The 19,549-nt window shown below is 42.4% G+C and carries 24 protein-coding genes; 23 read left to right on the forward strand and 1 reads right to left on the reverse strand.

What is annotated here, in order from left to right; genetic code table 11:
• Nucleotide 1 precedes the first annotated feature (1 nt).
• The 23 genes from MKZ13_RS12330 to MKZ13_RS12440 all read left to right on the forward strand — a co-directional run bounded on the left by MKZ13_RS12330 (nt 2) and on the right by MKZ13_RS12440 (nt 16,932).
• Complete coding sequence (locus tag MKZ13_RS12330; protein ID WP_339184294.1) at nt 2–1,045, forward strand: ABC transporter permease; 1,044 nt, start codon at nt 2–4, stop codon at nt 1,043–1,045.
• Nucleotides 1,035–2,009, forward strand: a complete 975-nt coding sequence (gene yjfF, locus MKZ13_RS12335; RefSeq protein WP_339184297.1) for a galactofuranose ABC transporter, permease protein YjfF — start codon at nt 1,035–1,037, stop codon at nt 2,007–2,009. The genes MKZ13_RS12330 and yjfF overlap by 11 nt, the downstream gene beginning before the upstream one ends.
• A 42-nt stretch (nt 2,010–2,051) precedes the next feature.
• A complete protein-coding gene (locus MKZ13_RS12340) occupies nt 2,052–3,104 on the forward strand; it encodes an ABC transporter substrate-binding protein (protein ID WP_339184299.1) in 1,053 nt (350 codons plus the stop codon).
• Nucleotides 3,105–3,322: 218 nt separating this feature from the next.
• Complete coding sequence (locus MKZ13_RS12345) at nt 3,323–4,387, forward strand: polysaccharide deacetylase family protein (RefSeq protein WP_339184301.1); 1,065 nt, start codon at nt 3,323–3,325, stop codon at nt 4,385–4,387.
• 190 nt (nt 4,388–4,577) lie between these two features.
• Nucleotides 4,578–5,108 (forward strand): AAA family ATPase, encoded by a 531-nt coding sequence (locus MKZ13_RS12350; RefSeq protein ID WP_339184303.1) that lies wholly within the window; start codon nt 4,578–4,580, stop codon nt 5,106–5,108.
• 240 nt (nt 5,109–5,348) lie between these two features.
• The gene (locus MKZ13_RS12355; protein ID WP_313771520.1) at nt 5,349–5,834 is read left to right on the forward strand and encodes an N-acetyltransferase family protein; all 486 of its coding nucleotides are present in this window, start codon (nt 5,349–5,351) and stop codon (nt 5,832–5,834) included.
• A 12-nt stretch (nt 5,835–5,846) separates the two neighbouring features.
• On the forward strand, nt 5,847–6,377 hold the full coding sequence (locus tag MKZ13_RS12360; RefSeq protein WP_339184306.1) for an AAA family ATPase: 531 nt from the start codon (nt 5,847–5,849) through the stop codon (nt 6,375–6,377).
• A 48-nt stretch (nt 6,378–6,425) separates the two neighbouring features.
• Nucleotides 6,426–6,893, forward strand: a complete 468-nt coding sequence (locus MKZ13_RS12365) for a DUF2691 family protein (protein WP_339184308.1) — start codon at nt 6,426–6,428, stop codon at nt 6,891–6,893.
• A 446-nt stretch (nt 6,894–7,339) separates the two neighbouring features.
• A complete protein-coding gene (locus MKZ13_RS12370; RefSeq protein WP_339184310.1) occupies nt 7,340–7,864 on the forward strand; it encodes a GNAT family N-acetyltransferase in 525 nt (174 codons plus the stop codon).
• 2 nt (nt 7,865–7,866) lie between these two features.
• Nucleotides 7,867–8,409 (forward strand): GNAT family protein, encoded by a 543-nt coding sequence (locus MKZ13_RS12375; RefSeq protein ID WP_339184312.1) that lies wholly within the window; start codon nt 7,867–7,869, stop codon nt 8,407–8,409.
• The gene (locus MKZ13_RS12380) at nt 8,406–8,945 is read left to right on the forward strand and encodes a hypothetical protein (RefSeq protein ID WP_339184314.1); all 540 of its coding nucleotides are present in this window, start codon (nt 8,406–8,408) and stop codon (nt 8,943–8,945) included. The genes MKZ13_RS12375 and MKZ13_RS12380 overlap by 4 nt, the downstream gene beginning before the upstream one ends.
• Nucleotides 8,946–8,971: 26 nt before the next feature.
• A complete protein-coding gene (locus MKZ13_RS12385) occupies nt 8,972–9,430 on the forward strand; it encodes a GNAT family N-acetyltransferase (protein WP_339184316.1) in 459 nt (152 codons plus the stop codon).
• Between the two features lie 167 nt (nt 9,431–9,597).
• Entirely contained in the window at nt 9,598–10,020 is a 423-nt protein-coding gene (locus MKZ13_RS12390; RefSeq protein ID WP_339184318.1) for an NUDIX domain-containing protein, read from the forward strand.
• 79 nt (nt 10,021–10,099) lie between these two features.
• A complete protein-coding gene (locus MKZ13_RS12395; protein ID WP_339184320.1) occupies nt 10,100–10,369 on the forward strand; it encodes a hypothetical protein in 270 nt (89 codons plus the stop codon).
• A gap of 35 nt (nt 10,370–10,404) precedes the next feature.
• Nucleotides 10,405–10,944 carry a GNAT family N-acetyltransferase gene (locus MKZ13_RS12400; protein WP_339184322.1) on the forward strand — a complete coding sequence of 180 codons (540 nt, stop codon included), beginning with the start codon at nt 10,405–10,407 and terminating at the stop codon, nt 10,942–10,944.
• Complete coding sequence (locus MKZ13_RS12405; RefSeq protein ID WP_339184324.1) at nt 10,941–11,309, forward strand: hypothetical protein; 369 nt, start codon at nt 10,941–10,943, stop codon at nt 11,307–11,309. The genes MKZ13_RS12400 and MKZ13_RS12405 overlap by 4 nt, the downstream gene beginning before the upstream one ends.
• Before the next feature lie 318 nt (nt 11,310–11,627).
• Nucleotides 11,628–12,656 carry an alpha/beta hydrolase gene (locus tag MKZ13_RS12410; protein ID WP_339184326.1) on the forward strand — a complete coding sequence of 343 codons (1,029 nt, stop codon included), beginning with the start codon at nt 11,628–11,630 and terminating at the stop codon, nt 12,654–12,656.
• 44 nt (nt 12,657–12,700) lie between these two features.
• Nucleotides 12,701–13,099, forward strand: a complete 399-nt coding sequence (locus MKZ13_RS12415) for a hypothetical protein (RefSeq protein ID WP_339184328.1) — start codon at nt 12,701–12,703, stop codon at nt 13,097–13,099.
• A gap of 207 nt (nt 13,100–13,306) precedes the next feature.
• Nucleotides 13,307–14,494: a glycoside hydrolase family 5 protein gene (locus MKZ13_RS12420; protein WP_339184330.1), complete on the forward strand. Its 1,188-nt coding sequence runs from the start codon at nt 13,307–13,309 to the stop codon at nt 14,492–14,494.
• 204 nt (nt 14,495–14,698) lie between these two features.
• The gene (locus tag MKZ13_RS12425; protein WP_339184332.1) at nt 14,699–15,238 is read left to right on the forward strand and encodes a GNAT family protein; all 540 of its coding nucleotides are present in this window, start codon (nt 14,699–14,701) and stop codon (nt 15,236–15,238) included.
• Between the two features lie 164 nt (nt 15,239–15,402).
• Nucleotides 15,403–15,678, forward strand: coding sequence for a hypothetical protein (locus MKZ13_RS12430; RefSeq protein WP_339184335.1), 276 nt, complete (start codon nt 15,403–15,405; stop codon nt 15,676–15,678).
• A gap of 11 nt (nt 15,679–15,689) precedes the next feature.
• The gene (locus MKZ13_RS12435) at nt 15,690–16,490 is read left to right on the forward strand and encodes an aminoglycoside phosphotransferase family protein (RefSeq protein ID WP_339184337.1); all 801 of its coding nucleotides are present in this window, start codon (nt 15,690–15,692) and stop codon (nt 16,488–16,490) included.
• Nucleotides 16,491–16,509: 19 nt separating this feature from the next.
• Nucleotides 16,510–16,932 carry a DUF1801 domain-containing protein gene (locus MKZ13_RS12440; protein WP_221825082.1) on the forward strand — a complete coding sequence of 141 codons (423 nt, stop codon included), beginning with the start codon at nt 16,510–16,512 and terminating at the stop codon, nt 16,930–16,932.
• 243 nt (nt 16,933–17,175) lie between these two features.
• Here the strand turns inward: MKZ13_RS12440 and MKZ13_RS12445 are convergent, their stop codons facing one another.
• Nucleotides 17,176–19,440, reverse strand: coding sequence for an FAD-dependent oxidoreductase (locus MKZ13_RS12445; RefSeq protein WP_339184341.1), 2,265 nt, complete (start codon nt 19,438–19,440; stop codon nt 17,176–17,178).
• Nucleotides 19,441–19,549: the final 109 nt, after the last annotated feature.

The following is a 19,549-nucleotide window of genomic DNA, read 5'->3' on the forward strand; positions in this document are numbered from 1 at the left end:
GATGGCGGGCAAGATGCGTAAACATCATTTGTTTTGGCCGTTATGTATGCTTGGTTTACTTTTAATCTTTAATTTGCTGTACTCTCCGGATTTCTTCTCCCTCGTCATGCGAGAAGGGAATCTGTATGGCAGCTTGATTGATATTCTCAATTTTGGAGCGCCCTTAATTCTGGTATCGATCGGCATGACACTGGTGATTGCAACCGGAGGTATCGATTTGTCCGTGGGCTCTATTGTAGCGATCTCCGGTGCCGTGGCTTGTATGAGCATCAGCAGAGGAGTGGATCAGAGTTCGCTCTGGCTTGTGTTGGGTGCACTTGGATTATCTATAGGTCTCTCACTGATCTTGGGCATATGGAATGGGGCGCTGGTTTCGGTCGCCCGAATCCAACCCATTATTGCAACGCTTATACTGATGGTAGCCGGACGTGGGATTGCGCAATTGATTACGAGTGGACAGATTATTACTGTATCCAACGCGAACTACGCCTATATCGGTGCAGGTTCGCTTGCAGCATTACCTTTTTCCATCTTCATCGTATTAACTGTGCTGCTTGTTGCCTCATTGCTGACGAGAAAAACGGCACTTGGACTGTTTATTGAATCGGTTGGAAGTAACGCAAACGCGGGCCAACTGGCAGGTATTCGTTCAAAAACAGTTATTCTCACGGTATATGTCTTCTGTGGTCTGTGTGCCGGCATTGCCGGGCTTATTCTCAGCTCAAATGTATCCAGTGCGGATGGCAATAACGCAGGTCTGTGGTATGAACTCGATGCCATTCTTGCTGTAGTCATCGGGGGTACTTCGCTCAATGGTGGTCGTTTCTATCTAATGGGTACCGTCGTTGGAGCACTCATTATCCAAACCTTAACAACGACGATCTATATGATTGGAGTCCCGCCAGAAGTTACGTTGGTTGTCAAAGCTTTTGTTGTACTGGCCGTATGTTTGATTCAATCCGATTCATTCCGCAATTCCATGGTGATCCGTTGGAAAAAACGGAAGTTTCCAGCCGAACAGGGGGTTAACCGCCATGTTTCTTAATCGTAAGTATCTCCCGGTCTTTGTCACCTTCGGTTTGCTGGCCGTGATGTTTGCCATAGGCTCTTTCCGCTATACGGGGTTCTTTTCCACACAGGTACTACTTAATCTTCTCATTGATAACGCATTTCTGATTATCACGGCGATTGGCATGACTTTTGTGATTGTATCGGGAGGAATCGACCTGTCGGTAGGTTCTGTCATTGCGCTGACGACCATCATTAGCGCAAGTCTGGTCGAGAAGCAAGGGTGGTCGCCTGCGATTGTTATACCTATGGTGCTTGTCATGGGTGCGTTGTTTGGCACAGTCATGGGGGCGATCATCCACTATTTCAAAATCCAGCCTTTCATCGTGACACTGGCAGGCATGTTTTTGGCGCGGGGGCTGTGTTATGTCATCAGTCTCGACACCATTACCATTACGAATCCATTTTACACACAGGTTGCACAGGCGAAAATTTCCTTGCCAGGGGGCAGCTTTGTCTCCATTAATGTGATAATTGGACTGGTTATTGTACTGCTCGCGATCTACCTAGCACATTACACCCGGTTTGGGCGCAACGTATACGCCATCGGCGGAAGCGAGCAATCCGCGCTGCTTATGGGACTGCCAGTTGCACGTACCAAAATCCTGGTGTACACGTTCAGCGGTTTGTGTTCCGCGCTTGCCGGTGTTGTCTTCACCTTTTATATGTTATCCGGTTATGGATTACACGCCATGGGTCTTGAACTCGATACCATCGCCGCTGTTGTAATAGGAGGCACCTTGTTAACAGGTGGTGTAGGGTATGTGGCGGGAACCTTTATTGGTGTATTGATCCAAGGGGCTATCCAAACTATAATTAGCTTCGAAGGTACGCTCAGCTCATGGTGGACCAAGATTGTGATTGGCCTGATGCTGTTTGTTTTTATTTTGTTCCAACGACTTCTTAGCGGGCGGCGAGTATCCTCGAAATCACTGCATTAAGTTGATCGAATTAAATGAAATATGGAGATGGGGGATGCGTGAGTGAGAAGACATGTGAACGGGTTGTGTTTGTTCATTCTACTGCTGCTTGTCGGCTGCACAACCCCTGAGTCTGAATCTGTTCCTCCTCCAATCTCGTCTAACAACTTAGAAACTCTTCCCTCCGTTGAGGAATGGATGGAATCAGCGGTAGCAAGGGATACCTCTACGAAACCGATTGTCTTGGGTTTTTCACAACTGGGCAGAGAGAGTGCCTGGCGTCTGGCAAACTCCACGTCTATTCGCAATGCTGCGGCTGAATCGGGAATCTCCCTTGTCATAAAAAATGCAGAACAGTCTCAGACGAAACAGTTCGAGGCTGTTCGGTCGTTCATCAGGCAAAAGGTGGATGTCATTGCCATTGCACCGGTCGTGGAATCGGGCTGGGATGGTATTCTTCAGGAGGCTAGGGATGCAGGTATACCCGTGATTATCGTAGACCGGTCCGTTGATGTCAAAGACACTTCACTTTTTGTGACAACGATTGGATCGGACTTTTATGAGGAAGGTGTGAAGGCCGGAAAGTACATTCAGGATCGGATGCGAAATCATCCGGGTTTGATACGGATTGCCGAACTGCAAGGCACGAGTGGTTCTACACCCTCTATCCAGCGTGGCGAGGGCTTTAAAAGCATTTTCGAAACCAGAGCAGATATCATTTTCTCACAAAGTGCTCCTGCCGATTTTACGGAGGACAATGGGAAACAAGTGATGAAAGAATTCCTTCAGGTCCCGGAAGACGAACGGCCGCAGGTTCTTTTTGCCCATAATGATGAAATGGCTTTTGGCGCCATTCAAGCGATAGAAGAAGTTGGGCTGAAGCCGGGAGAGGACATTATCATTGTCTCGGTGGACGGCTCCCGCAAAGCACTTGAAATTCTGGCGAGTGGGAAAATCAACGCTGTGGTGGAATGTAACCCGCTGATTGGTCCCCAGCTTATGCAGGCTACAAAAGAAATTATTGCAGGGCGTACACTCCCGAAGCGCATGGTGCCCCCGGAGGACATTTTTACACAGGAGAGTGCTAGACGGGAGATGTACAACAGGCGATTCTAGAATACGTGAATAAATAGAACATTTTGGATAAAATTCAATTTACTTTAAATAAACGTATCGTTTATACTGAACTCACCTTGAACTAAAGTTCTTTTCTATGAGAAAGGACGTAGCGGATTACATACTTTTGAAAGCGCTTTTTTGAGGGGTGAGAGTTCGATAAAGAGAGGGAGTGTAGAAGGTAGTATGCTGTGAATATATTATGAGGAGGTAATTTTATGTTCAAAGTTAAGCTGGCAAAGGCGGTAATATCTCTCGCACTTTTCGGTACCTTGTTTTCTATTCCGGGGGTGCCTGATGCTCATGCTGCAGATGCAAGTTGTCCGAATGGTTATGTAGGTCTGACGTTTGATGATGGCCCATCTGGAAATACAACAAACATGCTTAACGCGTTGAAGCAGGCGGGCTTACGGGCAACGATGTTCAATGTTGGACAAAATGCGCAAAATAATAAATCTCTGGTTTCTGCACAAGTAGCAGCTGGTATGTGGATTGGCAATCATTCCTATACACATCCAAACATGACTACATTAAACAGTTCTCAGATGTCGTCAGAGATTACACGGACACAACAGACGATCCAGTCCATTACCGGAAGTTCACCTAAACTGTTCAGACCTCCTTACGGTGCGACAAATGCGACCTTGAAATCCGTTGTGAGCCAAAACGGCCTGAAGGAAGTACTGTGGAACGTAGATTCTAAAGACTGGAATGGTGCCAGCGCAGCCCAGATCGTGGCAGCTGTGAACACGATGAAAAGTGGTGACATCATACTAATGCATGATCAGTACCAGACGACACTTCAGGCCATTCCGCAGATTGCACAAAATCTGAAGAATCGTGGCCTTTGCTCCGGCATGATCTCATCAACTACCGGTCGGGCAGTCGCACCCGATAATGGCACTACTAATCCCCCGAGTAACGGAACAAAAGTGGAAGCTGAGAACATGACCAAAGGTGGACAATACACCGGCAATATCAATTCTCCTTTCAATGGTGTGGTCCTTTATGCCAACAATGATTTGGTTAAATACACTCAGAATTTTGCAACGAGCACTCATAATTTCTCGCTTCGTGGAGCTTCAAACAATGCCAACATGGCTAGAGTTGATTTGAAGATTGGCGGACAGACGAAGGGAACCTTTTACTTTGGCGGAAGCGCTCCAGCGGTTTATACGCTGAATAATATCAGTCATGGGACGGGAAATCAGGTCATTGAGTTGGTTGTAACAGCCGATGACGGGACATGGGATATATACATCGATTACTTGGAAATACATTAACAAGCTCAAGGTTGATTGGAAAATAATGCACTATGATGAAATCCCGTTGGGTTGACCCAATGGGATTTCATCATGTTTTGGCCATTTTGTAACACAAAAGTGGAAGGAAAACATTTATAATGGATGAAATTGTATGTAAAGAATCTGGTTTCTATTGAAAAATTTTATTGAATAGGAGTGAAAGAATTAAATGATTATTATGATTAATGGAGCGTTTGGTTCGGGAAAAACTTCTGCAGCAGAAGCACTTCAGCCCTTAATTGCAAACAGCATGATCTACGATCCTGAAGAAATAGGTTATATGCTCAGAAAACTTCTTCCGGAGAATTGTAGAGAGGAAAGGGAACGTACGGATGATTTTCAAGATATCGATCTATGGAAAATTCTAACCGTAAAGACGGCTAAAGAAGTAAAGCAGAAATACAACAAACACTTAATTATCCCCATGACCATTTATAAAGAGGAAAATTTTAATTACATCTATAACGGGTTGAAAGAGATCGATCAGGACATTCATCATTTTTGCCTTACGGCTAAAGAAGAGACAATTTATCATCGTTTGGCTAAACGCGGAGATGAATATGGAGGCTGGCAATATCAGCAAGCACCAAAGTGTGTTGAAGCTTTTAAGGATGAACAATTTCAAACTCGCATTATTACCGATCATCTGGTGACTAGTGAAATCATAGAACTCATATTGAAAAAGGTCCTATCCAAATAATTATCATTTTTTTAATAGGAGGGTTTTATGATGATGATGATTGTACATGTGCTCTCGAGAAAAGAATGGGAAGCCGCGTTGATCAATGGGATTCTAAAATAAAGTCAGAAGTTATATGGGAAGATCTGTATAATGAAGGCAGGGAATATCCTCATATTTCCGGTGAATTAAATCTAGACGCGGTATTTCATACATATGATGAAGAAATGAACAGAAGAGGATGGAACCTAATTGACGACTGTGACTTTTGAAGAGGTAACCGAACAACACCTCCCTGAAATTAGAGAGATTTATAACTATTATGTAATGAATACAACGATTTCGTTTCATACGGAGGAATTAGATCTTGATCAGATTAAATCCTCTGTAATGAACAAGGATACACGGTATAAAACTTATATAATTCTTGAAAACAATCAAATGATGGGCTATGTTCTGATCACCCAGTATAAGAGTAAACAGGCATATGACATTTGCGGTGAAGTCACCATATATTTAAAGCCCGATATTTTGGGAAAAGGCTTGGGGAAACAAGCATTAAGTTTTATTGAGAAGATTGCAAAAGAACAAGGGTTCCATACCTTAATTGCGACGATTTGCATGGAGAATACAAGAAGTAAATCATTATTTGAGAGAAATGGTTATGAACAATGTGCTCTGTTTAAAGAGATTGGATATAAATTCGATAGAAAACTGGATATTGGAAGTTTCCAAAAGATATTGTAAGGAGAATACGAAATGAGTAGAAACCTATATATTATATCTGGACCCCCTGGAGTAGGGAAATCTACAACTTCCAAGCTGCTGGTTCAGACTTTAGATAAAAGTGCTTACATTTGTGGAGATGCAGTTAGTCACTTCCCGGTCAAAGGGCGAGGTAAACCCTGGCTTGATAAGGATACAAATGACTTAACTTGGAAAAATATATCTAGTCTAGTGAAAAACTTATTGGATTATAAATACGATGTAGTGCTGGACTATGTGGCCCTTCCGGAAGACATTGATGGTTTAACGACAGAATTGGCAGACTATCATGTTCGCATAATCTATGTTGTATTAATGGTTGATCGTCAAACGATTATTCGTAGAGACCGTCTAAGAGCGGAAGAATATCAAATGAAAGAAAGAAGTATAATTCTGCTAGATGAGTTTGAAAATCATCCGGACCTGAAAGTAGATAACAAGCTGTATACTATTCATTTTACAGAAGAACAACTACCAGAAATAGTAAGTGAAATTATAAATAAGGAGAAATATCGAGTGAAATAACTGTACTGTTATTGTGCTTCGAATTGAAAATGATAAGAGGGTGAACAGATGAAGAGAGGAATACGTTTTGAAATACCAAATGCCTATGGTCGCTTTCTTGGGGAGATTTTAAAACCTATGGAAGTATCTAATTTCGATTGGTTTATTGGTGAGGAGGAGTCCTACTTCGTTGTTGATGATACGTTAGGGGATGATCTTTTTCCAAATATGATTATGGGTATGAATGGAGAAGAATTACAGAAGATTATTGATAACAACGAGTATTATTTAATATTTGCGAATTTAAAAGCATTTCCAAAAGGCACACAAGTAACAGATGTAATCACCTATGAAGATTATGTGGAGAGTGAGTGTCAGATGGTTCTTCTTGTGATCGATAGTACCTACGTCACGGTTTATTGTAAAGAGCTAGAAAAAGTCGAGGAATTATATAAACATATAAATAGACAGGGATTTGAATCTCTCGCATATTTAACAGATGAGAATGATGCGAGGACAAAACTATCGGTCTGGTGATAAAGAAACTTGGGATTAACTGCTAACGTTTGATAGACCATCCCATGCATACGTGGATATCCAGTAACATAGCGATTAGTTTAGGTTTTAAGCGCTAACGAACCTGATACGTCTTATTCGGGAATTTGAAACGCCCTCCGCAATCTAAGGAATCTGAGACACGCTATACCAGAAAAATAGCCTTTTGTAGCGTTTTTGTCAGATGATTTTGGAAAATAAGATGTCTCATGTTCCTTACAATTTTAAAAGAGGACCTGAAGCAGAATAAGATGTCTTGTGTTCCTTAGAAAATCGCCTGGCCATTCGTCAGCATCAGTCACCCTGAACTTCAGCAATTTTCGGACGGTAAGCTGGAACCCATCATCGTTTACTTGCCTGAGTTTGAAGCCACACTCTAGTCCGTTTCCCCATGATATTTGAATGTTTATGAATACGATTACATCTTTATGAATGAAGAAGGAGCTGAGAAAATGATGGAGACAGAACGACTTATATTTCGGAAATATACTAAAAATGATTTTGATTTACTTTTTGAGATGACACGTGAGCCGAATATGATGAAATTTATAAGACATGGTGGACCCTGGACGAAGGAAGAAACCATGCAAAGCCTGGAAAAGTTCATCAACTGGAATAAAGACAATGAGGGGTTGTTACTCGCATTTAACAAAGAGGATAACAAGTTAATTGGAACCTCTGGACTGATTCCTCAAATCATTGAGGGCACTCATGAGCTAGAAGTTGGTTACTGGGTTATAGAGCAATACTGGGGAATGGGTTACGGATATGAACAAGCAAAAGCGTGGAAAGAATATGGAATGGATCACTTGAAGCAGAAAAGATTAATATCGTTGATTCAACATGGCAATGTGGGTTCTATGAAAGTCGCGCAAAAGAATGGCATGAAACACGAGAAGGACGTAGATATAATTGGGAAAAATGTAGCAGTATACTCGATTGAGGTGAAGTGAATATGACTCGATTTCCTGAGCTAGAAACCAAAAGATTGCTGTTAAGAGAGATTAAACAGAGTGATTCCCAAGACATATTTCATATTTTTTCTTCAGATGAAGTTACAAGATTCTACGATGTAGAAAGTTTCACAACTATAAAACAAGCAGAAGAACTTATACAAAGGAGGAAAGAACGATTCGAAAATGGTCAGGTGATCCGCTGGGGAATTGCTTTGAAATCGGACAACAGAATTATTGGAACATGCGGATTTCATGGTTGGATGAAACAACATCATAAAGCTGTGATGGGATATGAGTTAACACCGGAGTTCTGGCGGCAGGGTTACATGACCGAGGTAACTCGGAAAATCGTTGAATATGGATTTAAGAACCTTGAATTAAACAGAATTGAAGCCTTTGTGGAGCCAGAGAACGCGGGATCAAGGAAGTTGCTTGAGAAAATGGGGTTCAGTGAAGAAGGCATATTGAAAGAACATTATTATTGGAAAAATCGATTTGTTGATAATGTTATCTATGCATTTTTGAAGAAAGAATATGTATGAGAATACGAATTATTGGATCTTGCGGCAGTGGGAAATCAACATTAGCCAAAGAATTATCTGGTAAGTACGGTATTCCTTCTTATGAATTAGACAATCTCATATGGGACAGAAGTGCCAAGAATCTGAGATATCCTGAAAGTGTCAGGGATGACTCCATCCAATCTATTGTCAGTTCAGATGCTTGGATCATAGAAGGAGTGCAGTACAAGGATTGGACTTTAAAATCCATACAAGAAGCGGATTTGATTTTTGTATTAAATCCAAATGTTTTCATCAGAGATTATCGAATTATAAAGAGGTTTGTACTGTCCAGAGTTGGTTTGCAACCGTGGAATTACAAGCAGTCATTCAAGAATTTATGCCAGATGATTGTGAAATGGAACCATCAATATAATATAGAAGAAGTTATATGTACAATTAACAAAAACCATAAGACTGCAACAATCACGAAGAATAAAACACAAGTGATACAATTGATTGAACATCATTTGGAAGCGGATGTAAGTGAGAGTGAAAAGAACGTTAGAATGAATTAAGGAATGTCGAAAGAGGAGATACAGTGGTGAATATAAAAATACAACCAGTCACACGAGAGAATTGGGAAGAGGCGCTGAAGATCTCTTTGTATGAACACCAAGCGTCATTAGTTCCATCTGTTATTGAGGGGATAGCTTACGCCTATATAAAACCGTGGGATGAAGCATTTGATCCTTACGTACTTGAGATCGATGGGAAGGTTTTTGGTTTCTTTTATCTAAGTTATACTCCCAATAGTACAGATAATTACTGGATTGGTGGTTTTCAAATCGATCAATTCTATCAAGGCAAAGGAATGGGAAAGCGCGCTATAAGAGCCATTTTAGATTACATTACAAAACAGCATCCGGTATGCAAGGTTATTTCATTAACGGTTGAACGGGATAACGAAATAGCACAGAACTTGTACAAGAGCATGTCTTTCATTAGTGAGAATAGAACCAATTCAGATGATGAAGTGATCTACAGGTTGGAAATAAAATGACAGACTCAACATGTCAGAGGGCAATACATATTTGTTAACCAAGAGCTACCATTGGTTGCGGTATTCACTACAATTATATCCAATGATAGCTTGTTATCACTTCATTGGTTTAACAATTTTATATTGAAGAATAGTTGTTTATAGGAGAGATAACATGAGCCACTGGTTTGATCTATGAACTCGATCCAGAGTTAATCAAATTTGCAGTTATGATCGCTAAATACAACAATAAATTCATCATTATAAAAAATAGGAAAAGAGGAGGTTGGGAGATCCCAGGAGGCAACAAAGAAATAGGGGAAACCATTTTACACACGGCGAGTCGAGAACTCTATGAAGAGACAGGGGCAGTACGCTTCGAATTAACTCCTTATGGTGTATATGAATGGAATGGGAGCTTTGGTATGGTTTCTTATGCTGAGGTTAAATCGCTGGAGAGCTTACCGGAGTCTGAAATCGATGAAATAAAGCTTGTGGATGTATTACCTGAAGGGATGAACTTCGGAGATATGTTATATCGTTTCTCAGACAGATGGGATGGACTTGAGAACCATAAGCTTAAGAAATACACTATCGAAATAATCATTTGAATGAGTTACCTGAAATTAAAATAAGCTAGTTTTAGTTGGTGGAACTCTGTTTTGAAACTAAAGGAGATGAAAAGAACTAGTGAATAAGAATAAGGGACTCATCATGTCACTATTACTTTTATTGATTTTAATTTTGTTATGGGATTCCTTTCGAACTTCAATTTTTGAAGCAGTTACTGTTCAAAAGATTAGTGAAAATGAAATGACTGTAATTAATTTTAATAATCTTGAAAGAACAATAGCCGTTCCAATGGATATGTCAAAACTAATTGAAGAGAACAAGGAATACACTATTTTGTACGATAAAAGGGTCTTTGATAAATACAGACTTCGATCTATAAAGCCATAGGATCTTAGAAATAACATGGGGAAGGAGAGATGGCAATGACCATGATAACGTATAGAACGTTGACCCTTGATGATATGAATCAGCTGCAGGAAATAGATCGTTCGGAACATATTGATCTCATCTATGAAATGAGAGAGAACCGATTGGTTGAGCTTGAACAAAATCATGAATGCTCAAACTGGGATGAGATGCTTTTGAAAGAGATTCAAAATCGATATGTGTACGAATTAGAACAAGGTGGCATGGCATATGGTGCGTTTGCTGACGATCAATTAATCGGATTTGGTGTGCTGGCACATCAATATAGAGGAAAAGAACGAAATCAATTACAAGTTGACTTGATGTATGTCTCACGCGGGTACAGAAGACAAGGTATTGGTAAACGTATTCTAAACGAGTTAGGTGAAGAGGCTAAGAAACGTGGTGCACAGTATCTGTATATCTCCTCCACAGAGACGAAATCAGCGGTATCCTTTTATAAAAGTCAGGGCAGCCAGATTGCAAGCGACATCGATCAAGAACTTTATGACAAAGAGCCGAACGATATACATATGATAAAGGAGCTGGGCACATGACAACGGTTGGGATACTTGGCACCATTTATAATCCTGAACTCAGGGAGCGATATCATTGTTCCCTTTCTCTTTACAAGGATGTGATTACTGAGTTTAAACCAGATCTCATTTGTGGTGAAGTTCATCCGCAGAGTTGGATGAGGTATCTGAAGGACAAACATGATAGAGGATACTGGGGAGAACCAGCCAGTGAGTATTGGGAATTGGTCTTCCCTTTATGCGAGGAGCATAACATCCCATTTGTCCCTATTGACTGGTTTGAATTGGATGTGTGGAATGCTTTTGATCCATTCAACGGTTATTCGGACGTGGAACGCAAAGAACTTGAACAACGGGATGATCACTGGTTTGCAGAGCAAATGTAGACGTATCAGTTTGGCGAGATTCCTTTTAATTCAAAGGAGTTCGATCGTGTAACCAGACAAAAATATGAATGGTTGCATCAGGTAAACGCGAAGGCACAGAACTTTCGATGGGTGGTCCGCAATCAGATTATGGTTCAAAGAGTCAAAAATACAATTGAAGCTCATCCAGAAAAACGAATCCTCTGTATCGTTGGAGCCGATCACAATTACATCTTCCAACAAGAGCTTATGATAGAACCCGTTGAATTGTTGTATCCGTTACGATAAAGGAATCGCTGGTAGAATTACAAATGAAACTTATTATTTAAGGAGCATTACATGCGCAAAAAAATACGTAAAACACTCAAATACAGCATACTTAGTATTATTTTAATGGTTATAGTAGCTCTGATATTTGCCACATGGACACCCAAAATTAAAGGTGAAAACAGCATCAGCATGTTAGAGCAGGTCGAAATTAACGGTACAGGACATGAAGTCATGATCAGGGGTGTTGATCGGACTAACCCTATCCTGATTTTTGTGCATGGCGGGCCGGGATGCTCGGAGATTCCATACGTAAGGAAGTATCAGAAAGAGCTTGAGCAACACTTCACGGTGGTGCATTACGATCAACGTGGGAGTGGGAAGTCCTATCACTTTTTTGAGGATTACTCGAATCTCACAACAGATGTATTAGTAGATGATTTGTTAGCGTTAAGGAATTATGTATCTAAGGAGTTAGGTCAAGAGAAGGTTATATTAATTGGTCATTCATTTGGTACATACATCGGGATGAAAGCTGCGGCTAAAGCACCTACTCAGTTTCACGCTTATATAGGCATTGGACAGATGGCTAATACACTTCAGAGCGAACTGGAAAGTTTGGAGTACACGTACGAGCAAGCGAAACAAGCCGGTAATGAAGATGACGTTAAAAAACTGGAGCTAATCCGCAGCTCGATCGAGCAAGGAAAGGAACTTACGCCTAGAATTTTGTTGCAAAAGTACGGTGGTGCAGCCAGACTCATCAACGAGAATAGAGATTATATTTCAGGATTCCTTTTTAATCCCGAATACAATGGGCTGGATATGATACGCTTTTATTCAGGGATGTTCAGTTCACAAGACATCTTACTGAAGGAAGCATTTGGTCAAAATTTACCTGATATTGTTGATCATCTGGAGATTCCTGCCTATTTTGTAACGGGGAAATATGATTATATGACCACTGCGAATGCAGCACGTGATTATTTTGACATATTAGAAGCACCGATCAAAGACTTTATTGTATTCAACGAGTCAGCGCATTACCCACAGTTTGAGGAGAAAGAAAAATTCGTAAAGTGGTTAAATGAGCTATTTTAATATGCATTGAAAGGAGCAAGATCGTATTGTTAAGTGAATTCATTGTGCTTGAAGAAGAAAGTGATGAGAGTTACCGGTGTTACACTCTGCAAAATACAGTGCAAATATTTGAACATTGCATACAGGATGAGGGTTTAAATGACATCCGAATATATGTGTCCACTAATACACCGTTAGATTCAATTGTTCATAAAATAGAAGACTACATTAAGTGGTTTTCAACGTGTGAGACTGTCTTTCGAGAATATTATGAGAATGAACTTCATGAAAAGGTACATCCGAATTGGTTTAATGAGATTGAAGTCTATCGTGTGGATATCACATTTAACAGTATAACCCACTACGGCGCAACAATATCTTGCGGAGATCATATTTTGCGCGATCACATCATGATTATTGATTTTGATAGAGAACAAATTCAAGCAATCCACTTAAATGGATAGATGGATTATTTTGTAGTAAATAGTCATAAAAAACAATAAAGATATCGCTTTATTTTCCATAAATGTGTTATTATGTTGGTGTCGGACGAAGAATTCATTTGTTTGATCGATAGAGAGAGGAGGCACGTATTCTCGAATCATTCAATCTGTATGGATAGATTAACTGCACTGCTTGTTAAAAATAATAGAATAAGCGGAGGTATGGTTATGTTCGAAAAATGGAAGAAATTTGGCATCAGCAGCTTGGCACTGGTATTAGTGGCTGCGGTAGCCTTTACCGGATGGAGCGCTAAAGCATCAGCAGCGGACGCTTCGCAAATAGTGTCTGAGATGGGTGCAGGATGGAATCTCGGCAATCAGCTGGAAGCAGCGGTGAACGGTACACCGAATGAGACAGCTTGGGGCAATCCTACGGTAACTCCAGAGTTAATCAAAAAGGTAAAAGCGGCAGGCTTCAAATCCATTCGTATTCCCGTTTCCTATTTGAACAACATTGGAAGCGCTCCCAATTATACAATTAATGCGGCATGGCTGAATCGAATTCAGCAAGTCGTGGACTATGCGTACAATGAAGGTCTGTATGTGATCATCAATATTCATGGTGATGGGTATAATTCCGTACAGGGTGGATGGCTGCTCGTGAATGGTGGCAATCAGACTGCCATTAAGGAAAAATATAAGAAAGTGTGGCAGCAAATTGCCACCAAGTTTAGCAACTACAATGATCGCCTTATTTTCGAATCCATGAACGAAGTTTTTGATGGTAACTATGGCAATCCAAACTCGGCCTATTACGCCAATCTGAACGCATACAACCAAATCTTCGTGGATACGGTTCGTCAGACTGGAGGTAACAACAATGCCAGATGGTTGCTAGTTCCAGGCTGGAACACCAACATTGACTACACTGTTGGTAATTATGGCTTTACTCTTCCGACAGATAATTACAGATCCTCGGCTATTCCTAGTTCGCAGAAGAGAATCATGATCTCGGCACACTATTACTCTCCGTGGGATTTTGCAGGTGAGGAAAACGGCAATATCACACAGTGGGGTGCAACTTCTACGAATCCTGCCAAAAAGTCTACTTGGGGACAAGAGGATTATCTTGAATCGCAATTCAAGTCCATGTACGACAAATTTGTGACTCAGGGCTATCCTGTAGTGATTGGTGAGTTCGGTTCCATTGATAAAACGTCTTACGATTCCAGCAACAATGTTTATCGTGCTGCATATGCCAAAGCAGTTACAGCAAAAGCCAAGAAATACAAAATGGTTCCTGTGTATTGGGATAACGGGCACAATGGTCAACATGGATTCGCATTATTTAACCGTTCAAATAATACCGTGACTCAGCAAAATATCATTAATGCGATCATGCAAGGTATGCAATAATTTACTGTCTATCTGCATTCGTGCAAACGGCGTGTTCCTCCAAAAGGGACATGCCGTTTTTTGTGCTACCCGGAGATAAAGTTGAACAACATTTACCAATGCATTTTACATAAGCCACATACAGAATTCATTAAATCCCACACTACCTTTTATATACTTAATTTGCTTGATATAGCGAACTAAAAGGACTAGGTGGTAGACAGAATGTTAAAAAAACGTGATTTGCAGGAATGCCTTTCACTGTACAGCTTAATGATGGACCCCGCAGTTTCTCCTTACGTTCGTTATGCATGCCAATCGTATGAGGAATATCTATTCCTGACGAAACAATTGATGGCTGAAGAAGAACAAAAGACAGTGATATCCCGAACGATTTTGAATGAAACAGGGCAGCCTATTGGAACCATTGATCTATATCATATTGAGCATCGAACCGGTTTTTTAGCCACATGGATTGGATCACCGTTTTTTGGAAATGGGTATAGCCAAAGAGCCAAATCAGCCTTCTTTGTTGAATTGTTTCTGGAACATGGGATTGAAACGGTATTTATGAAGATACGCAAGCAGAATATAAGATCCAGAAAAGCAGTACAAAAACTGCCTTACGTGAAGTTGGCCAATGATGTCTATCCCGATGTATATCAACGGATCAATGCCAAAGAGCAAATCTATGATCTGTATCATGTAGAACGGTCAGCCTTTTTCGAAAATAGTATGGATCTGCACCAAGTAGTAGCTACGTAACTTATACAGAGAGCGTTAACAGCGGCATCAGTGATGACGCCGCTGTTTGATATGATATAGGAACGGACCGTTAATATAAAATGCAGGAATATGGACTAGAGAATCGAAAGACATTAAGTAGATAACCTCATAAAATAGTGGACGGCTCAAGAAGGAGGCATTAAATGAATAATATTAACAAGATTTTGGGTGTAGTCCTCATGCTTGGCAGTGTGTTCATTTCGACAATGGAGAGAATTTCAATCCGAGTATCTGTCGCTATAGTAGAAGCAGGATATGCTTCAGGAGGGACTAACGTCCCCCCGTTTGCTCAGACGAACGAGCATCCAACAGGTTTACTCGTATACTTCATGTTCTTTGTTGGATTCATACTATTGGTTGCGGGATTCCCGGGGAGTTATAAGAAAAATCGTAATCATGGGCATAGCAAGGAAGTTTAGCTTGAGGAGGGATGAAAGTGTCCGAACAGGAGGAAGCGTTATCGGGAGGTAATGTGAATCAGGTTGTCAGAATAGGTGAGACGGTTCGCCGGTATGCCAAACCAAATCCATACGTGATTGAATTGCTTTTGCATCTCGAAAAAGTGGGTTATGATCATGCCCCTCGATTTTTGGGAATAGATGAACAGGGGCGAGAAATACTTTCTTACCTCAAAGGCATCGTTCCAGGCAATGACTACCCTGATCTAGAAGAGTATATGTGGTCAGACGAATCTTTGATTGAAGTCGCAAAACTGTTGAGAAGTTACCATGATGCGACCGTTGGATTTACAACAACATCAGTATCAACGAACAGATATCCAGGCATAACTGAAGATGAAGTTGTATGTCATAATGATTTTGCGCCGTATAATATGGTGTTCAGGGACGGCCGTCCTCAAGGAATGATTGATTTTGATATGGCAGGTCCGGGTCCTCGTCTGTGGGATATCGCCTATGCCTTGTACACGTCCGTTCCACTCGCAGATTTCTCACCAATGATGGATGGAAAGGGTGTTATGCCTTACTCTAGCCAGGCACATGGATCTGTGCGAAAAGAACGCATTACATTATTTATGAGCAAGTATGGACTGAGTGTGCCCACAGACCTGAAGGAATGGGTTATATCACACATTCGTTTTATGTGTGAAACACTATCAGATCGCGCAGCTGCTGGGGAACATGCTTTTATGAAAATGGTAGAGGAAGGTCATCTCGCACACTATGAGAAAGAGCTTGTCTTTCTAGAAAAGCATTTTGAGGATTGGACTTAATTAAGGAGTGATCACTTCAATGTACAAACTTAAAACAATAATAACAGACCAAAGTGTCATTGAATTTATTGAACAGATCGAGCATGCAAAGAAACGTGAAGACGCTTATCAATTATTGGATATCTTCACGGAGACGACAGGTTATGATGCGAAAATGTGGGGACCGAGTATAATTGGATTCGGTGCATATCATTACAGATATGAATCGGGTCACGAAGGAGATGCACCACTAGTGGGCTTCTCGCCACGAAAGGCGAAGATCAGTTTGTATTTTGCCACAGGGGATAGCGAGCGAGAAAATCTATTAAAGGACTTTGGAAAACATACAACAGGGAAAGCATGTGTGTACATCAACAAGGTCGCGGACATTCATGTGGATGTGTTGAAAGCGCTAATCGTGCAGTCTGTTGAGTTCTTAAAAGAAACTTATCCGAATCAATAAATCTGCACGCTCAACAAGTACTGAATCACTAGAGAACATAAAACGCTTCAATCTATCACATAAACGTTATAACGCATAAACAGGCTGTCTTGAAGATCAAGACAACCTGTTTATTGCCAGCAGTTCTCGTTCAGGAGTGGAGAATCTTATACATATGACATGTTTAATTCGTACCGTAAATATCCAACGTATATGTTGAGCAGGACCATAATCAGTTAACAAAATGAATACGCTCAGAGTCCTCTACCGTGTAGCTTGCCCGTACGTCCGAATCTCGATCAATTCCGCATACCTGCTGCCATTAGTAGCATCAATGATTACTCTAAGCGCTTGCACATACACAGGTGTATCCAAGGAATGGATGACTTTTCTTCTGCGGTTTTCCGATACGTTTATAATCTCGATCCACTCATCAGACGGATTCAATACTTCCACTCGATAATCGCGTACAAGTTCAGGCATGACGCGGAATGTGGTGTGATGGTGATGTAAATTAACCAGATCCTCGTTCACATCATCATTAAACGTCAAGTGCAACTCAGCCAAGGTCTGTGGTTCTTCCCATGTCAGTTGTACCCATTCAGGCTTGCCAGACTGCATCGGCTGTGACATCCACTGCTGCGGACCACCAAAGGGGCGATGGTAACCGTTGATCGTGTTGTCCGCTGTATAGGCCGTGGTCTCAGAGAGGGTACGACAGCAGAATGGCTGACGTGCCAACCCTTGCATGGACCATAATACGACAGGCTGATCTGTGGCGTGGTCCTCCAGATTTTTGGACACATGGTTTTCTTCCGTTTTGAAGAAGATCAGTACGCCGCTGTGTGCTTCTGTCGAATGGTAGAGTGACAGGGCTTTATTTGCACGGATGATAATAAAAGCATTCTGCGGTTCTTCCGGTTGCCATTCGAGCGGAAGGTTCACCCACTGCGCGGTTCCCGCTGTAACGTTAACGGTTGCATTGACTTGTAACGAATGCGGGACGTAGTTCTCCTTACGCCCCGTATCCCACAGCTCTACCGTCAATGCGGTATCGCTGGATGCATCCAGCAGCAGCTCCAGGCCGCTGAGCATTGGATGCACAGGCAGCAGCAGTGCAACATCCGTACCCAGTGGGTACGTCTCGCCAGGCTGCTCCAGAGCGATGCCCGTCAGCGTGCTGGAGGCTGTAACCTTGGCACGCCGGGCCAGATCCAGCTCATCGTGGCTGCGCACCCCGATGATGGAAGCGTCCTGCCGCAGCAACGTCTGCTGTAGGACCGCCAGATGCCTCGCGTGCAGCTCGCGCGGCGACACCCCCATGGCCGCACAGAGCGCCGCGCCTGTACCCGCGGCTTCGCCGATGACCGCGCATGTTGCCATGACGCGGGTCGTGCCGAAGGCGACATGTGATGCACTGATGTCGCGTCCGGCCATGAGCATATTCCGCACATTCGCGGAATACAACGAGCGGAACGGCACGTGATACACGCCATCGGCATGCATATGCTTCGAGCCGCTCGCTTCGGCATACATGCCCTGCGGAGGATGCAGGTCAATGGACCAGCCGCCAAAGGCAACGGCATCCGGGAATTCCCGTTGGCTGATAATATCGTTCTGGGTGAGCACATAATCACCCGTGAAGCGGCGGTACTCCCTTTTGCCAGGCAGCGAACCAATCCACTCCAGCGTCATATGGTCGGCATCAAACTTGCCGGAGTTCTTGATATAGTCCCAGATCCCGTAGATCACGGACCACAGTTCATCACGGATCAGCTCATTGTCATGAACGGTGTCATGTTCACCGCCCCATTCAATCCACCAGTAATGACAACCGGAATCCCCGCTGCGAATGACCCGGCGAATCGGAATGCTGGTCTGTGTAATATCCTTGGCAAATGAAGGGGGGATATAACGGACAGGCGCACCCGTATCCTTGGTATAAAAGAGGAGCGTACTGCCCAGCGTGATTTGATCGGCCACCTCAGGTGCCCATTCTTCACCATATTCGCTGCGGGCTTCCCGGCCGAGTGCAAACTTGGCTCCAGCCAGAAAGCCAACCAATCCATCGCCCGTACAGTCCAGATAGATCTGACTTTCGAATCGGATTTTGCGCTCAGAACCCATCATCCATCCGGTAACGGAGGTGATCATGCGTTCATCCCCATCCCCAGTGGCCTCTACTTCATGTACATCCGTGTTCAGGTACAGGCTGATGTTGGATTCAGCTCGAACGGCTTCCAGAATGATCAAGTCCCAGAGATAAGGATTGCCCTCTGGATTACGATACTGATTCTCTACAAATAGTTCCCCCATGATGCCCGTCTCGCGGGCATAACGGTTAATCCCGTGGGCGGTAGCGCCGCAGACCCACACGCGTACTTCACTGCTGGAATTGCCACCGAGTACAGGACGATTCTGTACCAGAGCGACATGTTGGCCCAGCCGGGCAGCAGATATGGCAGCGCATACGCCAGCAAGCCCGCCCCCGATGACGGTGATATCCGGTTTAACGAGTTCGTGCTTCATATGAACACCTCTCTCTTTGAATATGGATGAGCCTAAGCTCAGAATTCATATTTCATATCTATAATTTCATATTAGTTCTATATATTTACTTTTCAAATACACTATATTA

Origin of the sequence: Paenibacillus sp. FSL R5-0701, assembly GCF_037973995.1 — a bacterium.
GTDB lineage: Bacteria > Bacillota > Bacilli > Paenibacillales > Paenibacillaceae > Paenibacillus.

Excerpts from the sequence above, each read along its gene's own strand:
- MKZ13_RS12330 (WP_339184294.1), top strand. The coding sequence starts at position 2 with ATGGCGGGCAAGATGCGTAAACATCATTTGTTTTGGCCGTTATGTATG.
- MKZ13_RS12370 (WP_339184310.1), top strand. The coding sequence starts at position 7,340 with ATGAATGAAGAAGGAGCTGAGAAAATGATGGAGACAGAACGACTTATA.
- MKZ13_RS12430 (WP_339184335.1), top strand. The coding sequence starts at position 15,403 with ATGAATAATATTAACAAGATTTTGGGTGTAGTCCTCATGCTTGGCAGT.
- MKZ13_RS12425 (WP_339184332.1), top strand. The coding sequence starts at position 14,699 with ATGTTAAAAAAACGTGATTTGCAGGAATGCCTTTCACTGTACAGCTTA.
- MKZ13_RS12380 (WP_339184314.1), top strand. The coding sequence starts at position 8,406 with ATGAGAATACGAATTATTGGATCTTGCGGCAGTGGGAAATCAACATTA.
- MKZ13_RS12445 (WP_339184341.1), bottom strand. The coding sequence starts at position 19,440 with ATGAAGCACGAACTCGTTAAACCGGATATCACCGTCATCGGGGGCGGG.
- yjfF (WP_339184297.1), top strand. The coding sequence starts at position 1,035 with ATGTTTCTTAATCGTAAGTATCTCCCGGTCTTTGTCACCTTCGGTTTG.
- MKZ13_RS12365 (WP_339184308.1), top strand. The coding sequence starts at position 6,426 with ATGAAGAGAGGAATACGTTTTGAAATACCAAATGCCTATGGTCGCTTT.
- MKZ13_RS12350 (WP_339184303.1), top strand. The coding sequence starts at position 4,578 with ATGATTATTATGATTAATGGAGCGTTTGGTTCGGGAAAAACTTCTGCA.
- MKZ13_RS12360 (WP_339184306.1), top strand. The coding sequence starts at position 5,847 with ATGAGTAGAAACCTATATATTATATCTGGACCCCCTGGAGTAGGGAAA.
- MKZ13_RS12410 (WP_339184326.1), top strand. The coding sequence starts at position 11,628 with ATGCGCAAAAAAATACGTAAAACACTCAAATACAGCATACTTAGTATT.
- MKZ13_RS12400 (WP_339184322.1), top strand. The coding sequence starts at position 10,405 with ATGACCATGATAACGTATAGAACGTTGACCCTTGATGATATGAATCAG.
- MKZ13_RS12345 (WP_339184301.1), top strand. The coding sequence starts at position 3,323 with ATGTTCAAAGTTAAGCTGGCAAAGGCGGTAATATCTCTCGCACTTTTC.
- MKZ13_RS12420 (WP_339184330.1), top strand. The coding sequence starts at position 13,307 with ATGTTCGAAAAATGGAAGAAATTTGGCATCAGCAGCTTGGCACTGGTA.
- MKZ13_RS12375 (WP_339184312.1), top strand. The coding sequence starts at position 7,867 with ATGACTCGATTTCCTGAGCTAGAAACCAAAAGATTGCTGTTAAGAGAG.
- MKZ13_RS12405 (WP_339184324.1), top strand. The coding sequence starts at position 10,941 with ATGACAACGGTTGGGATACTTGGCACCATTTATAATCCTGAACTCAGG.
- MKZ13_RS12435 (WP_339184337.1), top strand. The coding sequence starts at position 15,690 with ATGAAAGTGTCCGAACAGGAGGAAGCGTTATCGGGAGGTAATGTGAAT.
- MKZ13_RS12440 (WP_221825082.1), top strand. The coding sequence starts at position 16,510 with ATGTACAAACTTAAAACAATAATAACAGACCAAAGTGTCATTGAATTT.